The organism is Shewanella gaetbuli (genome assembly GCF_023284065.1).
Lineage (GTDB): Bacteria > Pseudomonadota > Gammaproteobacteria > Enterobacterales > Shewanellaceae > Shewanella > Shewanella gaetbuli.
Genome location: NZ_JAKIKP010000003.1, coordinates 311,598 through 329,057 on the forward strand (window position 1 = coordinate 311,598; position 17,460 = coordinate 329,057).

At 40.1% G+C, this 17,460-nt stretch carries 14 protein-coding genes; 10 read left to right on the forward strand and 4 right to left on the reverse strand.

Annotation, left to right across the window (positions count from 1 at the left end; translation table 11 throughout):
* The first annotated feature begins 69 nt into the window (after positions 1-69).
* The 5 genes from L2672_RS06330 (at position 70) to L2672_RS06350 (ending at position 6,522) form a co-directional block, all read left to right on the forward strand.
* The gene (locus L2672_RS06330) at positions 70-819 is read left to right on the forward strand and encodes a spermidine synthase (protein WP_248994986.1); all 750 of its coding nucleotides are present in this window, start codon (positions 70-72) and stop codon (positions 817-819) included.
* A gap of 202 nt (positions 820-1,021) precedes the next feature.
* Positions 1,022-1,591: an alkyl hydroperoxide reductase subunit C gene (ahpC, locus tag L2672_RS06335; RefSeq protein WP_248994987.1), complete on the forward strand. Its 570-nt coding sequence runs from the start codon at positions 1,022-1,024 to the stop codon at positions 1,589-1,591.
* A 118-nt stretch (positions 1,592-1,709) separates the two neighbouring features.
* Positions 1,710-3,275 (forward strand): alkyl hydroperoxide reductase subunit F, encoded by a 1,566-nt coding sequence (gene ahpF, locus L2672_RS06340; RefSeq protein WP_248994988.1) that lies wholly within the window; start codon positions 1,710-1,712, stop codon positions 3,273-3,275.
* 161 nt (positions 3,276-3,436) lie between these two features.
* Positions 3,437-4,594 carry a GGDEF domain-containing protein gene (locus L2672_RS06345; protein ID WP_248994989.1) on the forward strand — a complete coding sequence of 386 codons (1,158 nt, stop codon included), beginning with the start codon at positions 3,437-3,439 and terminating at the stop codon, positions 4,592-4,594.
* Positions 4,595-4,899: 305 nt separating this feature from the next.
* Entirely contained in the window at positions 4,900-6,522 is a 1,623-nt protein-coding gene (locus tag L2672_RS06350; protein WP_248994990.1) for a methyl-accepting chemotaxis protein, read from the forward strand.
* A gap of 71 nt (positions 6,523-6,593) precedes the next feature.
* Here the strand turns inward: L2672_RS06350 and L2672_RS06355 are convergent, their stop codons facing one another.
* Positions 6,594-8,801: a S46 family peptidase gene (locus L2672_RS06355; protein ID WP_248994991.1), complete on the reverse strand. Its 2,208-nt coding sequence runs from the start codon at positions 8,799-8,801 to the stop codon at positions 6,594-6,596.
* Between the two features lie 123 nt (positions 8,802-8,924).
* On the opposite strand from L2672_RS06355, the gene dnaB reads away from it, so the two are divergent.
* The 3 genes from dnaB (at position 8,925) to L2672_RS06370 (ending at position 12,883) form a co-directional block, all read left to right on the forward strand.
* Positions 8,925-10,334 carry a replicative DNA helicase gene (dnaB, locus tag L2672_RS06360; RefSeq protein WP_248994992.1) on the forward strand — a complete coding sequence of 470 codons (1,410 nt, stop codon included), beginning with the start codon at positions 8,925-8,927 and terminating at the stop codon, positions 10,332-10,334.
* 86 nt (positions 10,335-10,420) lie between these two features.
* A complete protein-coding gene (gene alr, locus L2672_RS06365) occupies positions 10,421-11,512 on the forward strand; it encodes an alanine racemase (protein WP_248994993.1) in 1,092 nt (363 codons plus the stop codon).
* A 78-nt stretch (positions 11,513-11,590) separates the two neighbouring features.
* Positions 11,591-12,883 (forward strand): BamA/TamA family outer membrane protein, encoded by a 1,293-nt coding sequence (locus tag L2672_RS06370; protein ID WP_248994994.1) that lies wholly within the window; start codon positions 11,591-11,593, stop codon positions 12,881-12,883.
* 74 nt (positions 12,884-12,957) lie between these two features.
* Here the strand turns inward: L2672_RS06370 and L2672_RS06375 are convergent, their stop codons facing one another.
* From L2672_RS06375 to L2672_RS06385, 3 genes are all read right to left on the reverse strand, one after another.
* Positions 12,958-13,422 (reverse strand): chemotaxis protein CheX, encoded by a 465-nt coding sequence (locus L2672_RS06375; RefSeq protein ID WP_248994995.1) that lies wholly within the window; start codon positions 13,420-13,422, stop codon positions 12,958-12,960.
* A gap of 256 nt (positions 13,423-13,678) precedes the next feature.
* A complete protein-coding gene (locus L2672_RS06380) occupies positions 13,679-14,134 on the reverse strand; it encodes a nuclear transport factor 2 family protein (protein WP_248994996.1) in 456 nt (151 codons plus the stop codon).
* A gap of 161 nt (positions 14,135-14,295) precedes the next feature.
* On the reverse strand, positions 14,296-15,177 hold the full coding sequence (locus L2672_RS06385) for a LysR family transcriptional regulator (protein WP_248994997.1): 882 nt from the start codon (positions 15,175-15,177) through the stop codon (positions 14,296-14,298).
* 821 nt (positions 15,178-15,998) lie between these two features.
* Here L2672_RS06385 and L2672_RS06390 point away from each other — a divergent pair.
* The gene (locus tag L2672_RS06390) at positions 15,999-16,781 is read left to right on the forward strand and encodes an ABC transporter permease (protein WP_248994998.1); all 783 of its coding nucleotides are present in this window, start codon (positions 15,999-16,001) and stop codon (positions 16,779-16,781) included.
* Complete coding sequence (locus L2672_RS06395; RefSeq protein ID WP_248994999.1) at positions 16,778-17,443, forward strand: ABC transporter ATP-binding protein; 666 nt, start codon at positions 16,778-16,780, stop codon at positions 17,441-17,443. The genes L2672_RS06390 and L2672_RS06395 overlap by 4 nt, the downstream gene beginning before the upstream one ends.
* The last annotated feature ends 17 nt before the right edge of the window (positions 17,444-17,460 follow it).

Here is a 17,460-nt window from a genome sequence, read left to right on the forward strand (position 1 = left end):
TCAGTATAATATGACTTTTATTTATATTTGGCTTGTAAATTCTAACAGGCCGTAATCATTTGGGGTTTCATGTCTGATTATAAAGTGTTGTTTACCGGTGCAGATACGTTTGGTGATATTTTTGTATTAGATGATGGCCACTTTCGGGTTTTATCATTTGGTGACAATGATGAACAAAGTAAAATGGATAAGTCTCAACCTTTTGTTCCACAACATATTTATGTGCAAGCCATGCTAACCGTGTTGATGGTTAAACAGCCTAAAAGTGTCATTATTATGGGACTCGGTGGCGGTGCCTTAGTGCATGCGTTAAGACATTATGATGCGGCCATTAAAATTACTGCGGTAGAGTTGCGTGAACAAGTGATTCATATTGCTAAACGCTTTTTTCAATTACCTATTGGAAAAAAGCTGACGTTGATACACCAAGATGCCAGCCATTTTTTAACTGCTGGTGAGTTTAAAAAGGCTGATGTGATGTTTGTCGACATCTATAGTGCTAAAGGTGTTGACCCCAAGTTATTGTCACTTGAATTTACTGAAAATTGCTTCAAAGGATTAAAATCCGATGGTGTATTAGTGCTTAATTGCTGGAAAGAGCATAAGAATAACCCAGAGTTATTGGCACATTTACAACAGTGCTTTAGCCATATCTACGCCTGTTTAACGGGCGGTGGCAACTGGGTGGTGTTTGCCACTAATCAGCCTCAAGGGTTAAGTGGTATGAGCAATAAAGCCAACCAACAAGCGTTATCTCAGGCTATAGAGGTTAACGTGGCCCGAGTATTAACGCGATTTGAGCCTTGGCAATTAATTTGATCTGTTATGGGAAAACCGATTAACAAAATGGTTCAACTGAAAAATCGATTAAGATAATAGTTTTTATCCGTTATACATAATTAGCCAGTCCACGTATTCTAACTCCATCGAATAGCGACGCAGTGTTAAAAAATAAATTTAACTCTGCGTTAGATGAAAAATCAACTTAGTTAATCATTAGTTAATTACATTGGAGTTAATCATGACACAGTCAATTATCAACAGCACTATCAAGCCATTCAAAGCAACTGCATTCCACAACGGTGCTTTTGTTGACGTCACTGAGCAAGACTTATTAGGCAAATGGTCAGTAGTCTTTTTCTACCCAGCTGACTTCACCTTTGTTTGCCCAACTGAGTTAGGCGACATGGCTGACCACTACGAGCAATTACAAGCTATGGGCGTTGAAGTTTACTCAGTATCAACTGACACTCATTTCACTCACAAAGCATGGCACGCTAGCTCAGACACCATTGGTAAAATCAACTACCCAATGATTGGCGACCCAACTGGTACCATTACTCGTAACTTCGGTGTAATGATTGAAGAAGATGGTTTAGCACTTCGTGGTACGTTTGTAATGAACCCAGAAGGTGAAATCAAAGTGGCTGAAATTCATGACCTAGGTATTGGCCGTAGTGCATCAGAGCTTGTTCGCAAAATTCAAGCTGCACAATATGTTGCTACTCACGACGGTGAAGTATGTCCAGCTAAATGGCAGCCAGGTGAAGAAACTTTAGCTCCATCAATTGACCTTGTAGGTAAAATCTAATTAATTATCATCACGTTAATTAGGTAACCCTAGCCAGCTAATCCCCCCTGCATTAGCTGGCTATCCCCCCGCTTTTTAATTCATACTAAATAATTTTTGATTATTTATAGGAGTTGTTGTGTTAGATGCCAACGTAAAAAATCAACTGAAATCATATCTGCAGAATCTAAAACACCCAGTTGAACTTGTGGTATCTGCAGATGACTCAAAAAAGTCTGCAGAATTAACCAGTCTAGCGAAAGACATTGTTGAGTGTTCACCATTGGTGAGCAGTATCGACGCTAAAGGTGCTCGTGCACCTAGCATGACTATCATGAACCCACAATTAGGAACCAATATTAGTTTTGCTGGTTTACCTATGGGGCATGAGTTTACTTCGCTGGTTTTAGCCTTATTACACAGTGGTGGTCACCCCATTAAGCTTGATGCTGACGTGATTGAGCAAATTAAAAACTTATCGGGTGAGTACTACTTTGAAACTTATGTTTCTTTAAGCTGCCAAACATGTCCTGAAGTGGTTCAGGCATTGAATATGATGGCGGCGATCAACCCTAATATTACTAATGTCATGATTGATGGCGCGTTATTTCAACAAGAAGTCGAAGACAGAAATATTATGTCTGTGCCTTCTGTATATCTTAACGGCGAGCCATTTTCAGTGGGTGCAATTACCGTTGCTGAAATTTTGAATAAAGTTGACGACAGCGCCGCTGGTCGCCAAGCCGAGCAGTTAAATGAAAAATCGGCATTTGATGTGTTAGTGGTTGGTGGTGGCCCCGCAGGCGCATCGGCAGCTATTTATTCAGCACGTAAAGGGTTGAACACGGGTATTGTGGCGCAGAAGTTTGGCGGTCAAGTATCTGAAACTGTTGGTATTGAAAACTTTATCTCGGTGTCAAAAACTGAAGGACCAAAGCTGGTTGCTAACCTAGAAAACCACGTTAAAGATTACGACGTGGACATCATGGAAAACCAAAAAGCAATTAAGTTGGCTCAAAATGGTTTATTTGATGTTGAGTTAGAAAATGGCGCAACCTTGCAAAGCAAAACCGTGCTACTTGCTACAGGTGCTAGATGGCGTGAAATGAATGTTCCTGGTGAGCAAGAATATCGTGGTAAAGGCGTGGCTTACTGTCCACATTGTGATGGGCCGTTATTTAAAGGTAAACGTGTTGCCGTTATTGGCGGTGGTAATTCAGGTATTGAAGCCGCTATCGATTTAGCCAATATTGTTGAACATGTAACCGTACTTGAGTTTGATAGCAAATTGCGTGCAGATGAGGTTTTACAGCGTAAAGCTAAGTCTATGGGTAATATTGATATTATTACTCAGGCTCAAACGACTCAGGTCAATGGTGATGGCAGCCGAGTGACCGGGCTAACCTACACCGACCGAGCGACCGGTGAAAGCCATGATGTCACCTTAGCAGGTATTTTTGTTCAAATTGGTTTAGTGCCTAATACTGAATGGCTAAAAGGAGTGGTAGATTTAACCCCAAGAGGCGAAATTATTGTTGATGAGCGTGGGCAAACTTCTATTCCCGGCGTATTTGCCGCAGGTGATGTCACTCATACACCTTATAAGCAAATAATTATAGCCATGGGCAGTGGCGCAACCGCTTCACTAGGGGCGTTTGACTATTTAATCAGACATTCTGAGCCCGCAGAAGAGCAAGCCGCTTAAGTTAATATTTTGCTTATATTGCTAAAAAATAGTCAGCACTTTGCTGGCTATTTTTTTGTTTTTTAGCTGGTTTAGCCACCGTTAACAATTAAGCCTGCAAGTCATATCAGAATGTTGAGCTATTATTAATTTAAGTATTAATAAAAAGAGTATGCTCACTTATGCCAGAGTCTTCTGAACCTGCTTTTACTCAGTTGAAATCCATTAAAACTCATTCGTTACCTTCGTTTTCTCAACAAATGAGAATAGAAGTGGATAGTTACTTAGTGCAAAGCTGTAGATGGCTGACGATGTTGTCGTGTTTATTGATTGTGGTTTTTTTAGCTTTTAGAGTGTTAAATCAACAGGGGTTATCGGTGCTTCAAGTGACTATGGTGGTAACGCCATTGCTAGCTTTAATGGGCATTAGTACTTATTTAGCGTTAAATTATCCGCAGTTTAAGCGTCGATTTTATACTGTTACTTATATGGTTTGTTTAGCCATTTGTTGGTCTGGATGGGTCAGCTTGGGGATTGTTAATTCACCAGAGTTATTGAGTTCATATGAATCATTGGTGAATATTTTAGGCTTAGCTTTTGTTATTGCATTGTTCCCACTACGTAGCTGGTGCTTAATTGTTGTATTGGGCTTTGTGGTGTTTATTTCTTTTTGGCGTATATATTTACTTCCGGCTGATTTCGCACTGATTTCTACCACCAAATTAATCTGCTTTTTTATTGTCATTGTTACAGGTCAAATAGTGGCGAATGGCTGGTTTATTCGTGCGGTAAAAAAAGATGCAGAAAATAAAAGACTTTTGCAAAAATTAGCACATCAAGCCCAAACTGACGCGTTAACTGAGTTAGCCAATAGAGGCTGTTTTGATAATACACTCACCACCGAGATAGCCAATAGTCAGCGCACACAAAAGCCACTCTGCATCATCTTATTAGATGTGGATTTTTTCAAAAAGTTAAATGATAGTTTAGGGCATCAAAAAGGCGATAAGTGCTTGATAGAAATTGCAAAAATGTTAGCTGGAGTGGCTAATAGGCCTCGAGATTTATGCGCGAGGTATGGCGGTGAAGAGTTTATTCTTTTATTGCCTGAAACCGATTTGGCAGGTGCAATTATTGTAGCCGAAAAAATTAAAAAACGATTATCAGAACTGGCGATTCCTCATCCAGATTCCAATGTGAGCCAGTTTGTCACCGTGTCTCAAGGAATCGCACAGTTTAAGTCAGGAATGACTGAAGATGAACTGTGCCACGTTGCCGACGAAAACTTATATAAAGTGAAGCAAAGCACGCGAAACCATTTTGCCTTCAACGAAAGCTAACAGGTCTTGGTATCGCCTATCTATATACAATGCCAAGCATATAAGGAATTATTTCAATTATTTCATTTAGTTTTTGGGCTTTTTGCCGATAAGTTCAAATATAGCACCCAAGGGAGTGGATAAAGCTGTTTTTGTTATTTTTTGCATCATTAGCGCTAACTGTTGACTATGATTAAAGAGTTATTTTTTTATCTTACTTGATCCAATATTCGCAGAAATTTTCGTTAATGAAGAGGTCGTTGCATATTTACTAGGTTGGGTAATAGCAATGCCGCCGTTTGTTAAGTATCGCTTGGGGGCGAAGTATGAATTGGTTTAACAATATGTCCATATTTAAGAAAGTCGGATTAATTTTCGTCCTATCTGTGGTCATTTTTACGGTAAATTTAGCCATCAGCATTGTGGCGATTAATAAAAACCGTACCACTATGGATTTTATGCAAACTAAAGTGAGTGAGCGTGTTGAGTTAGCTAACCAAAACGTGATTTTTATCCAACGCTTAGACGAGCTTTACACTCAGGCGGTATCGTTTGCAGATGAAGACTTACTCGCCAATGCCGCTAAAGTGTTTCAGTCTTTAGACAGTAATCTTAATAAACTGCGCTTAAGCGATAATAAAAAGTCGGCTGAATTGTCGTCTTTGTCACGCAGTTTAGTTGAGTATAACGGCATGACTTCTGAGCTGGCACAAGGCATGTTAGATGGCTCGATAGACATGAGTCAGGTAGGTCAAATTAGTCAGCGTAAATCACAAGTATTTGATACTTTGACCAAAGGTATTAATCAATACAAACATGACAAGGTTGATGAGTTTTCATTAACTCTAGCTGAGGCAAGTAATCGTTCTGAACAAAGTTTATACCTCACTTTAGGGATTGGTATCGCCTTATTAGTTGTGATGGCTGTTGCGACTATTTCTATTGCGCGATCTATTAGTGGTTCGGCTGGCGATGTGGCGAATTCATTAGGTGAACTAGCCGATGGTAAAGGTAATTTACGCCACCAGTTAACGGTAAATGGTACCGATGAACTGGGTCAGGTTTCCAGTAATTTCAACCGTTTTTTACGATTATTAGCAGACTCCATTCAAGGAGTAGTGAGTGTAACTAATCCATTGCTTGATAGCGCTAAGTCATTAAAAGACAGAATGTCTATGGCAACCAACGCAACACAGCAACAAAGCCAAGATGCTAAAACAGTGCAAATCTCAATGGAAGAAATGCGTCACTCGGTGAATGATATCTCCCAAAGTGCTCAGCAAGCTGCTGCTGCAGCGCAAGAAGCTGAACAAGAAGCTACATCAGGTTTAGCGGTTGTTGAACGCACTATTAATATCTCACAAGATTTAAATAAAGGTATTGAGTTAGCGTCGAAGTCGATTAATGAGTTGGCAAAAGACACTGAAAGCGTCGGCTCAATTTTAAATGTGATTACTTCTATCGCAGAGCAAACCAACTTACTGGCGTTAAACGCTGCCATTGAAGCGGCTAGAGCGGGTGAACAAGGCCGAGGCTTTGCGGTGGTGGCTGATGAAGTAAGAGCATTGGCATCAAAAACCGCAGATGCAACCAAAGAAATTCGTGAGGTACTAGACCGACTTAAAGGTGCGGCGGAATCATCGGTTACTACAATGGACGCGGCCATTACTAAGTCTTCTGATAATGAGCGTTATGCCAAAGATACCGGCGATGTATTGCAGTCGATTCAAGCAAAAATTGTCAGCATTAATAGCATGAATACTCATATTGCTTTGGCTACCGACCAGCAATCTGTTGTGGCTGAACAAGTGGGTGGTAATGTGATTGAAATGAATGAGTCGTTTGAACACAGCTTGAGTATTTTGGCCGAAGTCCATGATATTTCTCAAGGGTTAGATGACTTTGCCATGCAGCTTAAAACTGCCACATCGCAGTTTAAGTTAAATTAACAATTAACCTTTTACATGACATTAAAAATGGCGCTCATTGAGCGCCATTTTTGTTGTAACTATTAATTGAATTAACGGCTTTCGTTAGTCACTAAGTCTAGCTCTTTAATTAAATTGTCTGCGTGGTCAACTTTATCCATCATCCACAAGATATATCGAATATCCACATGCACAGCACGGGTGATGGTTGGGTTAAAGAACCAGTCTTTGGTAATGGCTTCGTAGGTTGAGTCAAAATTCAGCCCAACCAATTCACCTTGCCCATTAAACACCGGTGAACCTGAGTTACCGCCTGTAGTATCGACACTGGATAAGAAGTTCACTGGCACTGAGTTGAAGTCATTTTTAGGCTCAACACAAGAGGTTAGTTTACAAAACCATGAACGTGGATCGTTGTATACAGAGCTAATCTCATGCTTACCATAGTCTTTGGCCTTAATGGCTTTAAGCAGTTTTTCGGGTGCGTTAAATGGCTCTTCACCTGTATGTTTAGCTGTTATGCCTTCTAACCGAGTAAACGGTTGTTTATACAGGGCATCTTTAGACTGATAACCATCAACCATACCGTAGGTAATACGCAATGTACGGTTTGCATCGGCATACACTGGCCAGTTATTGGCTTTGTAATAGTCGATAATGGCTTCCATGTACAACGGTTTTACTTTCGATAGCTTACCCGCTAGTTCTTTGTCCGCTTTTTCTAAAGCCATGTTGGTGTCGTGAACATCAACCGCCAAACGAATAAACGGATCGCTGCTGCTTTCAAACTCGGCAACGCTTTTATCCATCCATGCTAAACGTACTTCTGGGTTGGTTAATTCAGTTAAGGCATAAATGCCATCAACCTTGGCAACAAAGTCTTGATGATCAGTGGCATTATTTAAGGCATTATCAAACACTTCTACCTTTAAAGGTTGACCAATATAGGCGTTTAAGTCTTGTAGCCAAAGGGTTTTGTCTACTTCAACATCAAAGCTTGAATCGATTCGTTTTAACCCAGCACGAAACATTTTCATATCACGTTGTTGGTAGCCAGACTCTCTTTCAGCATCGGGCTTTTGCTTTTCTTGCGCAAGGCGATACAACTTTTTAGCAGTGGCTAGCAAAGTGCTAGATTGGGCGTTTTCAAAGTAATAATTAGTTTGAGTTTGTTTTTGTTGCTCGGCAAGCAAGCGTTCAAGCTCAGTGATAATTTTAGCCTTTGCAGGCTCTTGTTGTGTTAACCATGTTAAAAAGTTTTGCTCGCGACTTTGTTTTATACCCACAATATCGGTGGCTTTAAAGCCATCTAATAAGCCGTTAAGTTTTTTCATGCGGTTAGCCATTGAGGCTAATGTGCCTGCATACTTTATGGCTATATCGTGATTGAACTCGCCCATTTTATTAATGGTGTCTATTTGCAATTGATAACGTTTTGCATAAGTAGGGTATAGCCAATCACTGGCAAATTTTAACTCGCTAGTTAAGTTATAACGGCTTGTTGCTCCAGGGTAACCGGCCACAAATACCCCGTCGCCCGCTTTAACACCGTTGGCGTTAATTTTTAAATAGCTTTTAGGTTCAAATGGCACGTTATCTGGCGAGTACACCGCAGGCTTACCGTCTTTGCCCACATATGCACGTAAAAAAGTGAAGTCGCCAGAATGACGAGGGTACTCATAGTTATCAATATCGCCACCGTAACCACCGACACTTTCTGGTGGCGCGTATACTAGGCGAACATCACGAATAATTAATTGCTTAATTAAAAAGTATTCTAAGCCATGATGGTAACTGGTAACTGAGCAACGGTAATAGTCGTCGGTTTCACATTGCTTGATTAACGCTTTGCTATTTGCTTGAATTTGTTCATAACGCTGTAAGGGTTCATCGGGCAGGTTAGCGGTGATTTTAGCCGTCACATCAGTCACGCTTTCGGTGATATATAATCGCTCACTTGGGCCCGCCGAAGGCTCTTCGCTCATTGACTTAGCTAAAAAACCGTCGGCTAAATAGTTATGTTCTTTTTTGCTATTATATTGAATACCGCGGTAAGCACAGTGATGATTTGTAACAACCAAACCTTGGGGAGAAACAAAACTGGCGGTACAATATCCTAGGCTAACTACCGCATTCATAGGGTATTGGCCTAAGTTAGCCAATTGTGTTGCCGGAATATCAATGCCACGTTCGGTGAGTTTATCGGCTATTGAAGGCATTTGATAGGGTTGCCATTGGCCTTCATCGGCATGGGCGAAACCCGATGACAGCATTAATGCTGCTATCAGTGTTATACGCATATTTTTTCCTTATGTATTTTAGTTTTCCGTATTTTTGGAATCGTCACTGAGGTAATATACTCAGCTTAATCGACCACGGTGTTATAACACATTTTTTTTAGTCGTTGGAATTTTGGAGACTCAATGTCGCAGCAATCAGCCGGATTTAAAGCAAGACGTAGGCAGCAAGACGCTGAAGTCAATGCATTAAAACTACCCCCGCACTCTATTGAAGCTGAACAATCTGTTCTAGGTGGCCTAATGCTTGATGCAGAAGCATGGGATAGGGTGTCTGAAGCTGTGGTGGCAGAAGACTTTTATTCTCGTTCACATAGAATGATTTTTATTGCCATGCAACGCTTAATGGAGCGTGGGCAGCCAATTGATTTAATTACTGTATCTGAACAGTTGGAAATTGAAGATCAACTAGATGATGCCGGTGGCTTTGCTTATTTAGGTGAAATTGCTAAAAACACCCCAAGTGCTGGCAACATTTTATCTTATGCTGAAATTGTTCGTGAGCGGGCAGTGGTGCGTGACATGATTGGCGTCGCCCATGAGATTGCTGATGCGGGTTATAACCCTGAAGGACGTGATTCAAGTGAATTACTTGATTTAGCGGAAACGAAAGTTTTTAAAATTGCCGAGTCTCGGGCCAATTCAAATGAAGGCCCTGAGGGCATTAAATCTATTCTTGAAAAAACCGTCGACAAAATTGAGCAACTATACAATAACCCACAAAATGGTGTAACTGGCGTGTCTAGCGGCTTTGCTGACTTAGACCGAATGACCGCTGGTTTCCAATCGGGTGACTTAATCATTGTTGCAGCGCGTCCTTCTATGGGTAAAACCACTTTTGCGATGAACTTGTGTGAACAGGCCGCAATGAACGAAGAAAAGCCAGTGCTTATTTTCAGTTTAGAGATGCCTTCAGAACAAATTATGATGCGTATGTTGGCTTCTTTGGGCCGAGTGGATCAAACCAAAATTCGTACGGGTCAGTTAGATGATGAAGATTGGGCCAGAGTTTCATCGACCATGGGCATTATGCTTGAGCAAGGTAAAATGTACATTGATGATAGCTCTGGGTTAACCCCGACCGAAGTGCGCAGTAGAGCACGGCGTATTGCTCGTGAATATGGCGGTTTGTCGATGATTATGATCGATTACCTTCAATTAATGCAGGTTCCCGCTTTAAAAGATAACCGTACCCTTGAGATTGCTGAAATTTCTCGCTCGTTAAAAGCATTAGCAAAAGAACTGGAAATTCCGGTTATTGCGCTATCACAGCTTAACCGTTCTTTGGAGCAACGAGCGGATAAACGTCCGGTTAACTCTGACCTTCGTGAATCAGGTTCTATTGAGCAAGATGCCGACCTCATCATGTTTATTTATCGTGATGAGGTATATCATGACGACACAGAAGATAAGGGAACGGCAGAAATTATTATTGGTAAGCAACGTAATGGCCCAATTGGTCGAGTTAGGTTAGCTTTCCAAGGGCACTTCTCTCGATTTGATAACTATGCAGGGCCACAATTTGAAGAAGATTAATTGAATATAATCTGCCAATTATTTTTTCGGTTCTCATTAAGATGGCTTAGCTTTGCGGCCATCATTTGTTTTTATAAGGGTATTGTTTGAAACCTTTTCCGCGTGCAGAAATCAGCCGTCATGCATTACAGCACAACCTGACAAGGTTGCGTGACATTGCGCCTAACAGCCAAATTATGGCCGTGGTGAAAGCCAACGGTTACGGTCATGGATTACTTAATGTGGCAGAGTGCGTGGGTAATTGTACTCATGGTGCCGATGGATTTGGCCTAGCCAGACTTGAAGAAGCACTTGAACTGCGTGATGGTGGGGTAAAAGGGCGGTTATTACTATTAGAAGGCTTTTTTAGGGCATCTGATTTACCGGTATTAGTTGAGCATGATATTGAAACCGTGGTGCATCATGAATTTCAATTAGAGATGCTAGCAGCAAGCCAGTTAGCTAAGCCTGTAAAAGTGTGGTTAAAAATCGATTCAGGTATGCATCGGTTAGGCATAGGTATAGCAGAGTTTGTTCAAGCTTATCAAAAGTTAATGGATTGCTCGTCTGTGGCGAAACCGATTAATTTAATGACCCATTTTGCTTGTGCAGATGAACCGCAGAACCCATTAACGCAGCAGCAAATTAATCAGTTCGAGTCATTGATCAAAGGCTTAGATGGGGAACGAACCTTGGCTAACTCTGCCGCTACGTTATTTTGGCCTCAAAGCCAGGCTGACTGGGTGCGCCCTGGTATTGCCTTATATGGCGTATCGCCTGTTGTTGGCGACAAAGGCACTAATCATCAGCTTATTCCCGCAATGGAGTTGGTTTCTAATCTTATTGCCGTAAGAAAACATAAAGCCGGTGATAGCGTAGGTTATGGCGCATATTGGACCGCTAAACAAGACACTATACTGGGTGTTGTGGCCATTGGTTATGGTGATGGTTACCCCAGAAATGCACCAGAAGGCACGCCAGTATTAATCAATGGTAGAAGAGTTCCCATTGTTGGGCGCGTATCGATGGACATGTTAACGGTAGATTTAGGTGCTGATGCTATTGATCAAGTAGGTGATAGTGTGCAGTTATGGGGCAAGTCTTTAGCCGTTGAAGAAGTTGCTGAACACATTGGCACTATTGCTTATGAGTTAGTGACCAAATTAACCCCAAGAGTGGCTGTCGCATTGTTAGATTAACCTCAACAGTTTGATAAATGCCCAATCTTTTCGTTTTATAAAGATTATATTCTTACCGCCATACAAGTGAGCTCTATTTTGAAAGCATTGTCTTTAGGTATTGTCACCTACTTAGCGTTTATTGTGGCTGTTCAAGCCAATCAGTACATTCCTGCGCATGTTGAATCTCACTTTGCCAAAGCCCCCGTAGTGGAAGACAGTGCAACGGCTTCATCTTCATCATCTAGCGACGCAGAAACCACGAAACAAGCTGAATTTGCAGCGGTGCCATTTATTTTCTCTACCGAGACTTTAAGCACCGCATTTGGCGCGGCAGGTGTACTTAAACATGCCGGGCAGGAGCAAGCTTCGGCCGTGGGTATCGGCCTATATACCAGTAACGAAAGTTGGGTGGGCTTTTTAGGTTTGTATAACTATCAAATACCTACACTAGATCAGTGGCTATTTTCAGCTGAGACCTACCAAGGGTACTATACCGAAGGTATTTACTATTTAGATGATCATGAAAGCCCGATTGAAGAACCCGCAAGAGTGATATCTGAAGGAAATGAGGGGTATACACGCTTACACATTAAATACGTGTTACCAATTGCAGATGGGGCTAAAGGTGCAGCAGCAAGCCTGTACAAACCACGCAATAACATCGAGTGGAATCCACTGACATCAGGGACGACTAGCATTAAATTTACCCCTTATAGCCAGTATCGCGAATTGACAATAAACCCTGATTTACCCGAAACCGCAAGAGGATATGAAGTTCAATTTGAATGGGATAACCGCAATGCACAGTATGATCCGACTGATGGTGGTAAAACCAGCCTTACAATTAAACATGGCTTTGCCGTTGATGATTTTAAAGACTGGACATTATGGGAATTTGAACAAAGCGCTTTCTTTAATTTAGGCGAAACCCATTGGTTTAATGAGCAAGTGCTTGCGGCAAATGTATTTATAGCTGACACACCTACGTGGAATGATTATGACTCATCGACTCAGCAATATCACCGCCCGCCCTCTTTTGCGGGTGTGTACCTAGGGGGATTTGAACGCTCTAGAGGCTATTCTTCAAAACAATTTACTGGCAGAAGTGCAGTGAATTACAGCTTAGAGTATCGCGTTAAGCCCCAATGGCAGCCTTTACAGCATTGGCCAGTATTTAATTTATACGACATTCCATGGTGGCAATGGGTGGTGTTTATTGAGGCGGGTAAAGTCAGCGATACGTTTAGTGCCCAAGCACTTCATACTGATATGAACTTCACCGCAGGTGGCGGTGTTAGGCTAGAAGTGGAAGATATTGTGGTAAGAGCAGAGTTAGGTGTTGGCTCAGAAGAAAGTCAATTTTGGGTCATGGTGAACCAGCCTTTCTAGTGATAGAGCTTTTTATTCAAAACATTAGTGAAAAATTAGCGCCTTAATGGCTTTCAGTTGTGTTTTGTCTGTGATTAATCTTCAAAACATATTTCAATATAAGCTGAGCCATACTGATGGCTAAAGGGCATCATAATTTTTTTGCCTTCAGCTTTATGTGAAATCGTATGGTTTTTTCCGGTAACCACAACAGGCGTGGCCATATTAAATTCATAGCCTTTATCACCTAATAAATTTTTAGCGCCCCCTGTTACCATGTTAGTGATTTCTCCCACTAAATCTGTGATTTCTTCATTGATAAAGTTTGGTTTCTCACCCAGCATTTTGTGCATTATTTCTAAAATTAATGGCTCCTCAAAGGTAATGGATAACGAGCCTTTCGTTTTTGGACCTACCATACCAATCAATCCAGAAACATCACCTTTGGCTATCTCATGACTTTTTAGTTGTGGTTTACCAGGCTTCAACTCCATCGATGCCATTGTCGAAATCACATTAATCAAAGAAATCAAAAATGGATTAATAAATTCAACATTCATAAAAGGCAGCATCCTTGTAAGTTAATGTCTGAAAACATTGGTAAAATAAAGTGTAGTAATAATTAGGTTAACGCTTTTGAGTGTAGAACATTCATGCTCATTTGGATAGCAACGACAATCTAGATACTGAGCATTATTGTAAGTTTAGTTGAGAAACCGTGAAAAAAGCAGATGAAATAATGGCTGTTATGATCAGCCATCATTTAAACTCTAAATATGTTGTGATGGAGGAGTTATGGCAACATTGATTGGGGGACTACATAGGAGGGTTAGCCACATACGCTTTACTGGTAATTTTCCACCCTTGATCGGTTTTTAGCAAAATCAAATAATCAATATAGTGTACTTCAGGGGTTTCAAAGTTGAATTTAACCATAGCCATTCTATCTTCAACAATATCGACCATTAAAATATTACCTAGCCAGTTTTCATTACTTGGCTTAGTAAAGTAGGTTGCAAATGTACTCAGCTTAGTGGATTCAACCTTGTTTTTTTTGATGGTTTTCATATTACCTGTTTGCATATCAAATGCCTTGGCTAGTTGCTGTTGATCCGCTTTATAAAGCCCATTGTAATAATCGTAAATCGTGGCAATCACCTGTTGATATTCATTGCTGGTGGCCGCCGCGGCATATACTTGCTTTGAAATTAATGGGGTCAGAGTTAATAAAAAAACCATCGTAACTACCGATAATAGTGTGTGTTTGTTCATAGTAAAATCCTTAATAATGCTAACGTATCAATGAGCGTTGGCGTTCAGACTACAAGAATCAATATCGTGGATAAATACAGCGGTTTGCACATGATTGTTGCGTAAAGTGAGCAAGTTAGTTGAGGTTTCAAGCGAAGCTTGTTTTTTCAGCAGATGCGGAATTATTGTGATTTAAAATAGCGCTCTAAATGATCGATCAAGGCTCGGGTAATATTGGGTAAGTGCTTTCTTGAAGCATAAAATGCGTAAACTTGCATGTTATTTAGTCGCCATTCAGGTAAAACGTGGATGAGCTGCCCACGACTAATATAGTGGTATGCAAGATAGCAGGGGAGTTGAGCAATACCCGCGTTATCTAAGCAGGCATGCAGTAAGTAAGTGGCCTCATTAGCGGTTAACTGACACGAAATATCCACTTCAACGTGTTCATTTTTAAGCGTTAATTGCCAGCAGTTTTGATCAAAGTTCTTATAGTTTATAACTCGATGTTGGCTGAGATCATTTGGGTGATTAATTGGTTTATTCAAGGCAAGATAATCAGGTGAGGCAACAAGTACTGATTCACATTGAGCGATAGGTTTACCGATTAAAGATTCATCGGGTGAGGAGGTAATCCTGATTGCTAGATCAATTTGCTGCTCGGCTAAAGCTGCGGCAGAGTCGGCCAGTACCACATCAATCTTCACCAAAGGGTATTGGTTTATAAAAGCGTTTATTGCTGGCGCTAATTGAGAAAACCCAAATGAGACACTACAGGCAACTCTAATCGTCCCTTTTAGCTGATTAGGAGGGGTTATTAATTCGCTAAACCGTTCAGCCTGTTCAATCCACTCTTCAATATAAGGTAAACATTGTTCACCCTGGGTGGTTAACGTCACACTGCGGGTGGTGCGGTGTAATAACCGTGCGTTAAGCCAGTTTTCGATAGTTTCAACATAGCGCGTGACCATGCTACGTGAAATATTTAATTGGTTAGCCGATGTCGTAAAACTGGCGGTTTTGGCCACAGAAATAAAAACTTTAGCGGCAGTGAGTCTATCCATTGATTAGCCCTTTTACTCAAAAATAACTCTTCTTATTAAGGAAGTTAGTGTGAGTATCTGACGGTTTTATTATCCTGTCATGGGATATTAATCGAAGAGTTGTAAAGGGGGAAGTGGTTCTAAGTATCAATATTGGATTTTCCGTGAACTAAGTTTGAAGGTGTTGCATTTGTAGTTATTGTTAGCGTATTGAGCTTAATTTGTAAGAAAGAGTTTTAAAACCAAATAATTTAATTTTTTGTATGGATTGTTATTTGTACTTGTTCACAAATTTAAATTTTTTCCAGTAGCATTGCGTTGCGAAAATGTTAATTTAATTGGTCGTTGCTAATGCTAGACAGTATTAGGTAACACCTAAAAATTATAAATTATTTATTAAGTTTTAATGAGCGGTAAATAATGGTTGTTACCTTTTTCTAACATTTTTTACCGGAATAAACCTACTATGTTTTTTGTAGTTAAAATAAAATACCTACGAATAAAAAAATCACTTCTTAAAATCATCTTAAGCGTAATGTTAACTTGAACTGTCATTGAACTTGTTCAGGCGGGCCTTTGCTTTTTCTATAATTTGGCTAGGGAATATACCTTAAGTCGTGCGGTAGCTATATTTAAAATAAGCTAATACATAATCTTGGTTAATAAGGTTATAGTTTTGTGGTTTATTGCTATGTTTGCTCGGTTCCATGCTAGTTGATGTTGTAGTTTAGTTGTGGGCATTTAACCCACCTTAAAGTGATAAACTATCTTTGATATTAATGATAATTTTAATCGTTAATATATACCCTAATATTCTTCTCATCATTATCATAGAGCTCAAGTTGCTAAATAAAAGAACATCATTACAAATTATGCGTGACACCATTCATGCACTAATGATGCGTGAAATCAAAACTCGGTTTGGATCTAACCGATTGGGATACTTTTGGGCCGTAGCTGAACCTGCTATTGGTGTGGCCATTATGGGGATTATGTTTACCCTAATTGGTCGAACAGCGGTTTATAATATTCCTATTACACTATTTTTATTTACTGGAATATTACCATTCACTTTGTATAAAAATTTATTCAATCAACTAGCTGCAGCGATAGATTCGAATAAAGGTTTATTGAGTTACCGTCAGGTGACAGCGATTGATCCTGTGATGACTCGTATAATTATTGAGGTTGCAACATATTTTGTTGTGTACATTCTTATATTTAGTGTCATGGCTTGGCTTGGGTTTAATGCGTTACCCGTTAATCCATTAGGGCTTCTGGCAGCAAGTTTGTTGTTAACTGTTTTTACAATAGGAATTGGCTTAATATTGTGTAGTGCTATGACATATTGGAAAGATACAAAGAAACTTTTAGGCTTTGTAAATCGGCCGATGTTTTTTATATCAGGTATCTTCTTTTGTGCCCCCATGATCCCGCCACAATATTGGTACCTTTTCGACTGGAATCCTGTTTTTCATGTTACTGAATTAAGTCGAGATAGCTTTTTTAAAGTTTATGTTACTCCAGTGGGGAGTTGGGGTTATTTATCTGCATGTGCATTAGTGAGTTTTAGTATTGGACTGAGCACCTTTTATTTATGTCGCTTTAGGTTTATTCGTTCATGATTCATTTTAATGCTGTAAGTAAATATTATCCGACCAAACAAGGGCGGTATTACGTTTTTAAAGACATCAATATCAGCCTGCCAACAGATCGTAACATTGCCGTATTAGGCCCAAATGGTGCCGGTAAATCTACATTAATTAGAATGATGGGTGGTGCAGATATGCCTAATGCAGGCCGGATCTCCTCTGCTAAAAACATCTCATGGCCATTGGGATTACAAGGTGGGTTACAAGGGTCTATGACCGCCCGAGAAAATGTTCGCTTCGTGGCAAGAATTCACGGCTATAAAAATACCAAACCTATTGAGAATAAAGTTGCCGAGTTTGCTGAAATTGGACGTTTTTTTGATGAGCCTGTAAAAACTTATTCAAGCGGAATGCGCTCAAGAATTACTTTCGGACTCACCATGGCATTCGATTTTGATTTTGATGTGCTATTGATTGATGAAATAGGGGCAGTAGGTGATGCCAACTTTCGTAAAAAAAGTGAGGCTTTACTGAAATCAAAATTTGAACGAACTAAGTTGGTGATGGTAAATCACTCTGTATCAGCCCTTAAACGACTTTGCCAATCGGGTTTATTGATAAAAGATAAAACTCTTATTTTTTATGATGATATTGATGATGCAATTTCACAATATCAACAAGAATATAGTAAGTAATTGATTAATATAAGAAT

Bases quoted from the DNA above. Each gene is read 5' to 3' on its own strand.
- L2672_RS06350 (WP_248994990.1), top strand. From the start codon at position 4,900: ATGAATTGGTTTAACAATATGTCCATATTTAAGAAAGTCGGATTAATT.
- L2672_RS06395 (WP_248994999.1), top strand. From the start codon at position 16,778: ATGATTCATTTTAATGCTGTAAGTAAATATTATCCGACCAAACAAGGG.
- L2672_RS06355 (WP_248994991.1), bottom strand. From the start codon at position 8,801: ATGCGTATAACACTGATAGCAGCATTAATGCTGTCATCGGGTTTCGCC.
- L2672_RS06380 (WP_248994996.1), bottom strand. From the start codon at position 14,134: ATGAACAAACACACACTATTATCGGTAGTTACGATGGTTTTTTTATTA.
- L2672_RS06345 (WP_248994989.1), top strand. From the start codon at position 3,437: ATGCCAGAGTCTTCTGAACCTGCTTTTACTCAGTTGAAATCCATTAAA.
- ahpC (WP_248994987.1), top strand. From the start codon at position 1,022: ATGACACAGTCAATTATCAACAGCACTATCAAGCCATTCAAAGCAACT.
- L2672_RS06375 (WP_248994995.1), bottom strand. From the start codon at position 13,422: ATGAATGTTGAATTTATTAATCCATTTTTGATTTCTTTGATTAATGTG.
- L2672_RS06330 (WP_248994986.1), top strand. From the start codon at position 70: ATGTCTGATTATAAAGTGTTGTTTACCGGTGCAGATACGTTTGGTGAT.
- L2672_RS06385 (WP_248994997.1), bottom strand. From the start codon at position 15,177: ATGGATAGACTCACTGCCGCTAAAGTTTTTATTTCTGTGGCCAAAACC.
- dnaB (WP_248994992.1), top strand. From the start codon at position 8,925: ATGTCGCAGCAATCAGCCGGATTTAAAGCAAGACGTAGGCAGCAAGAC.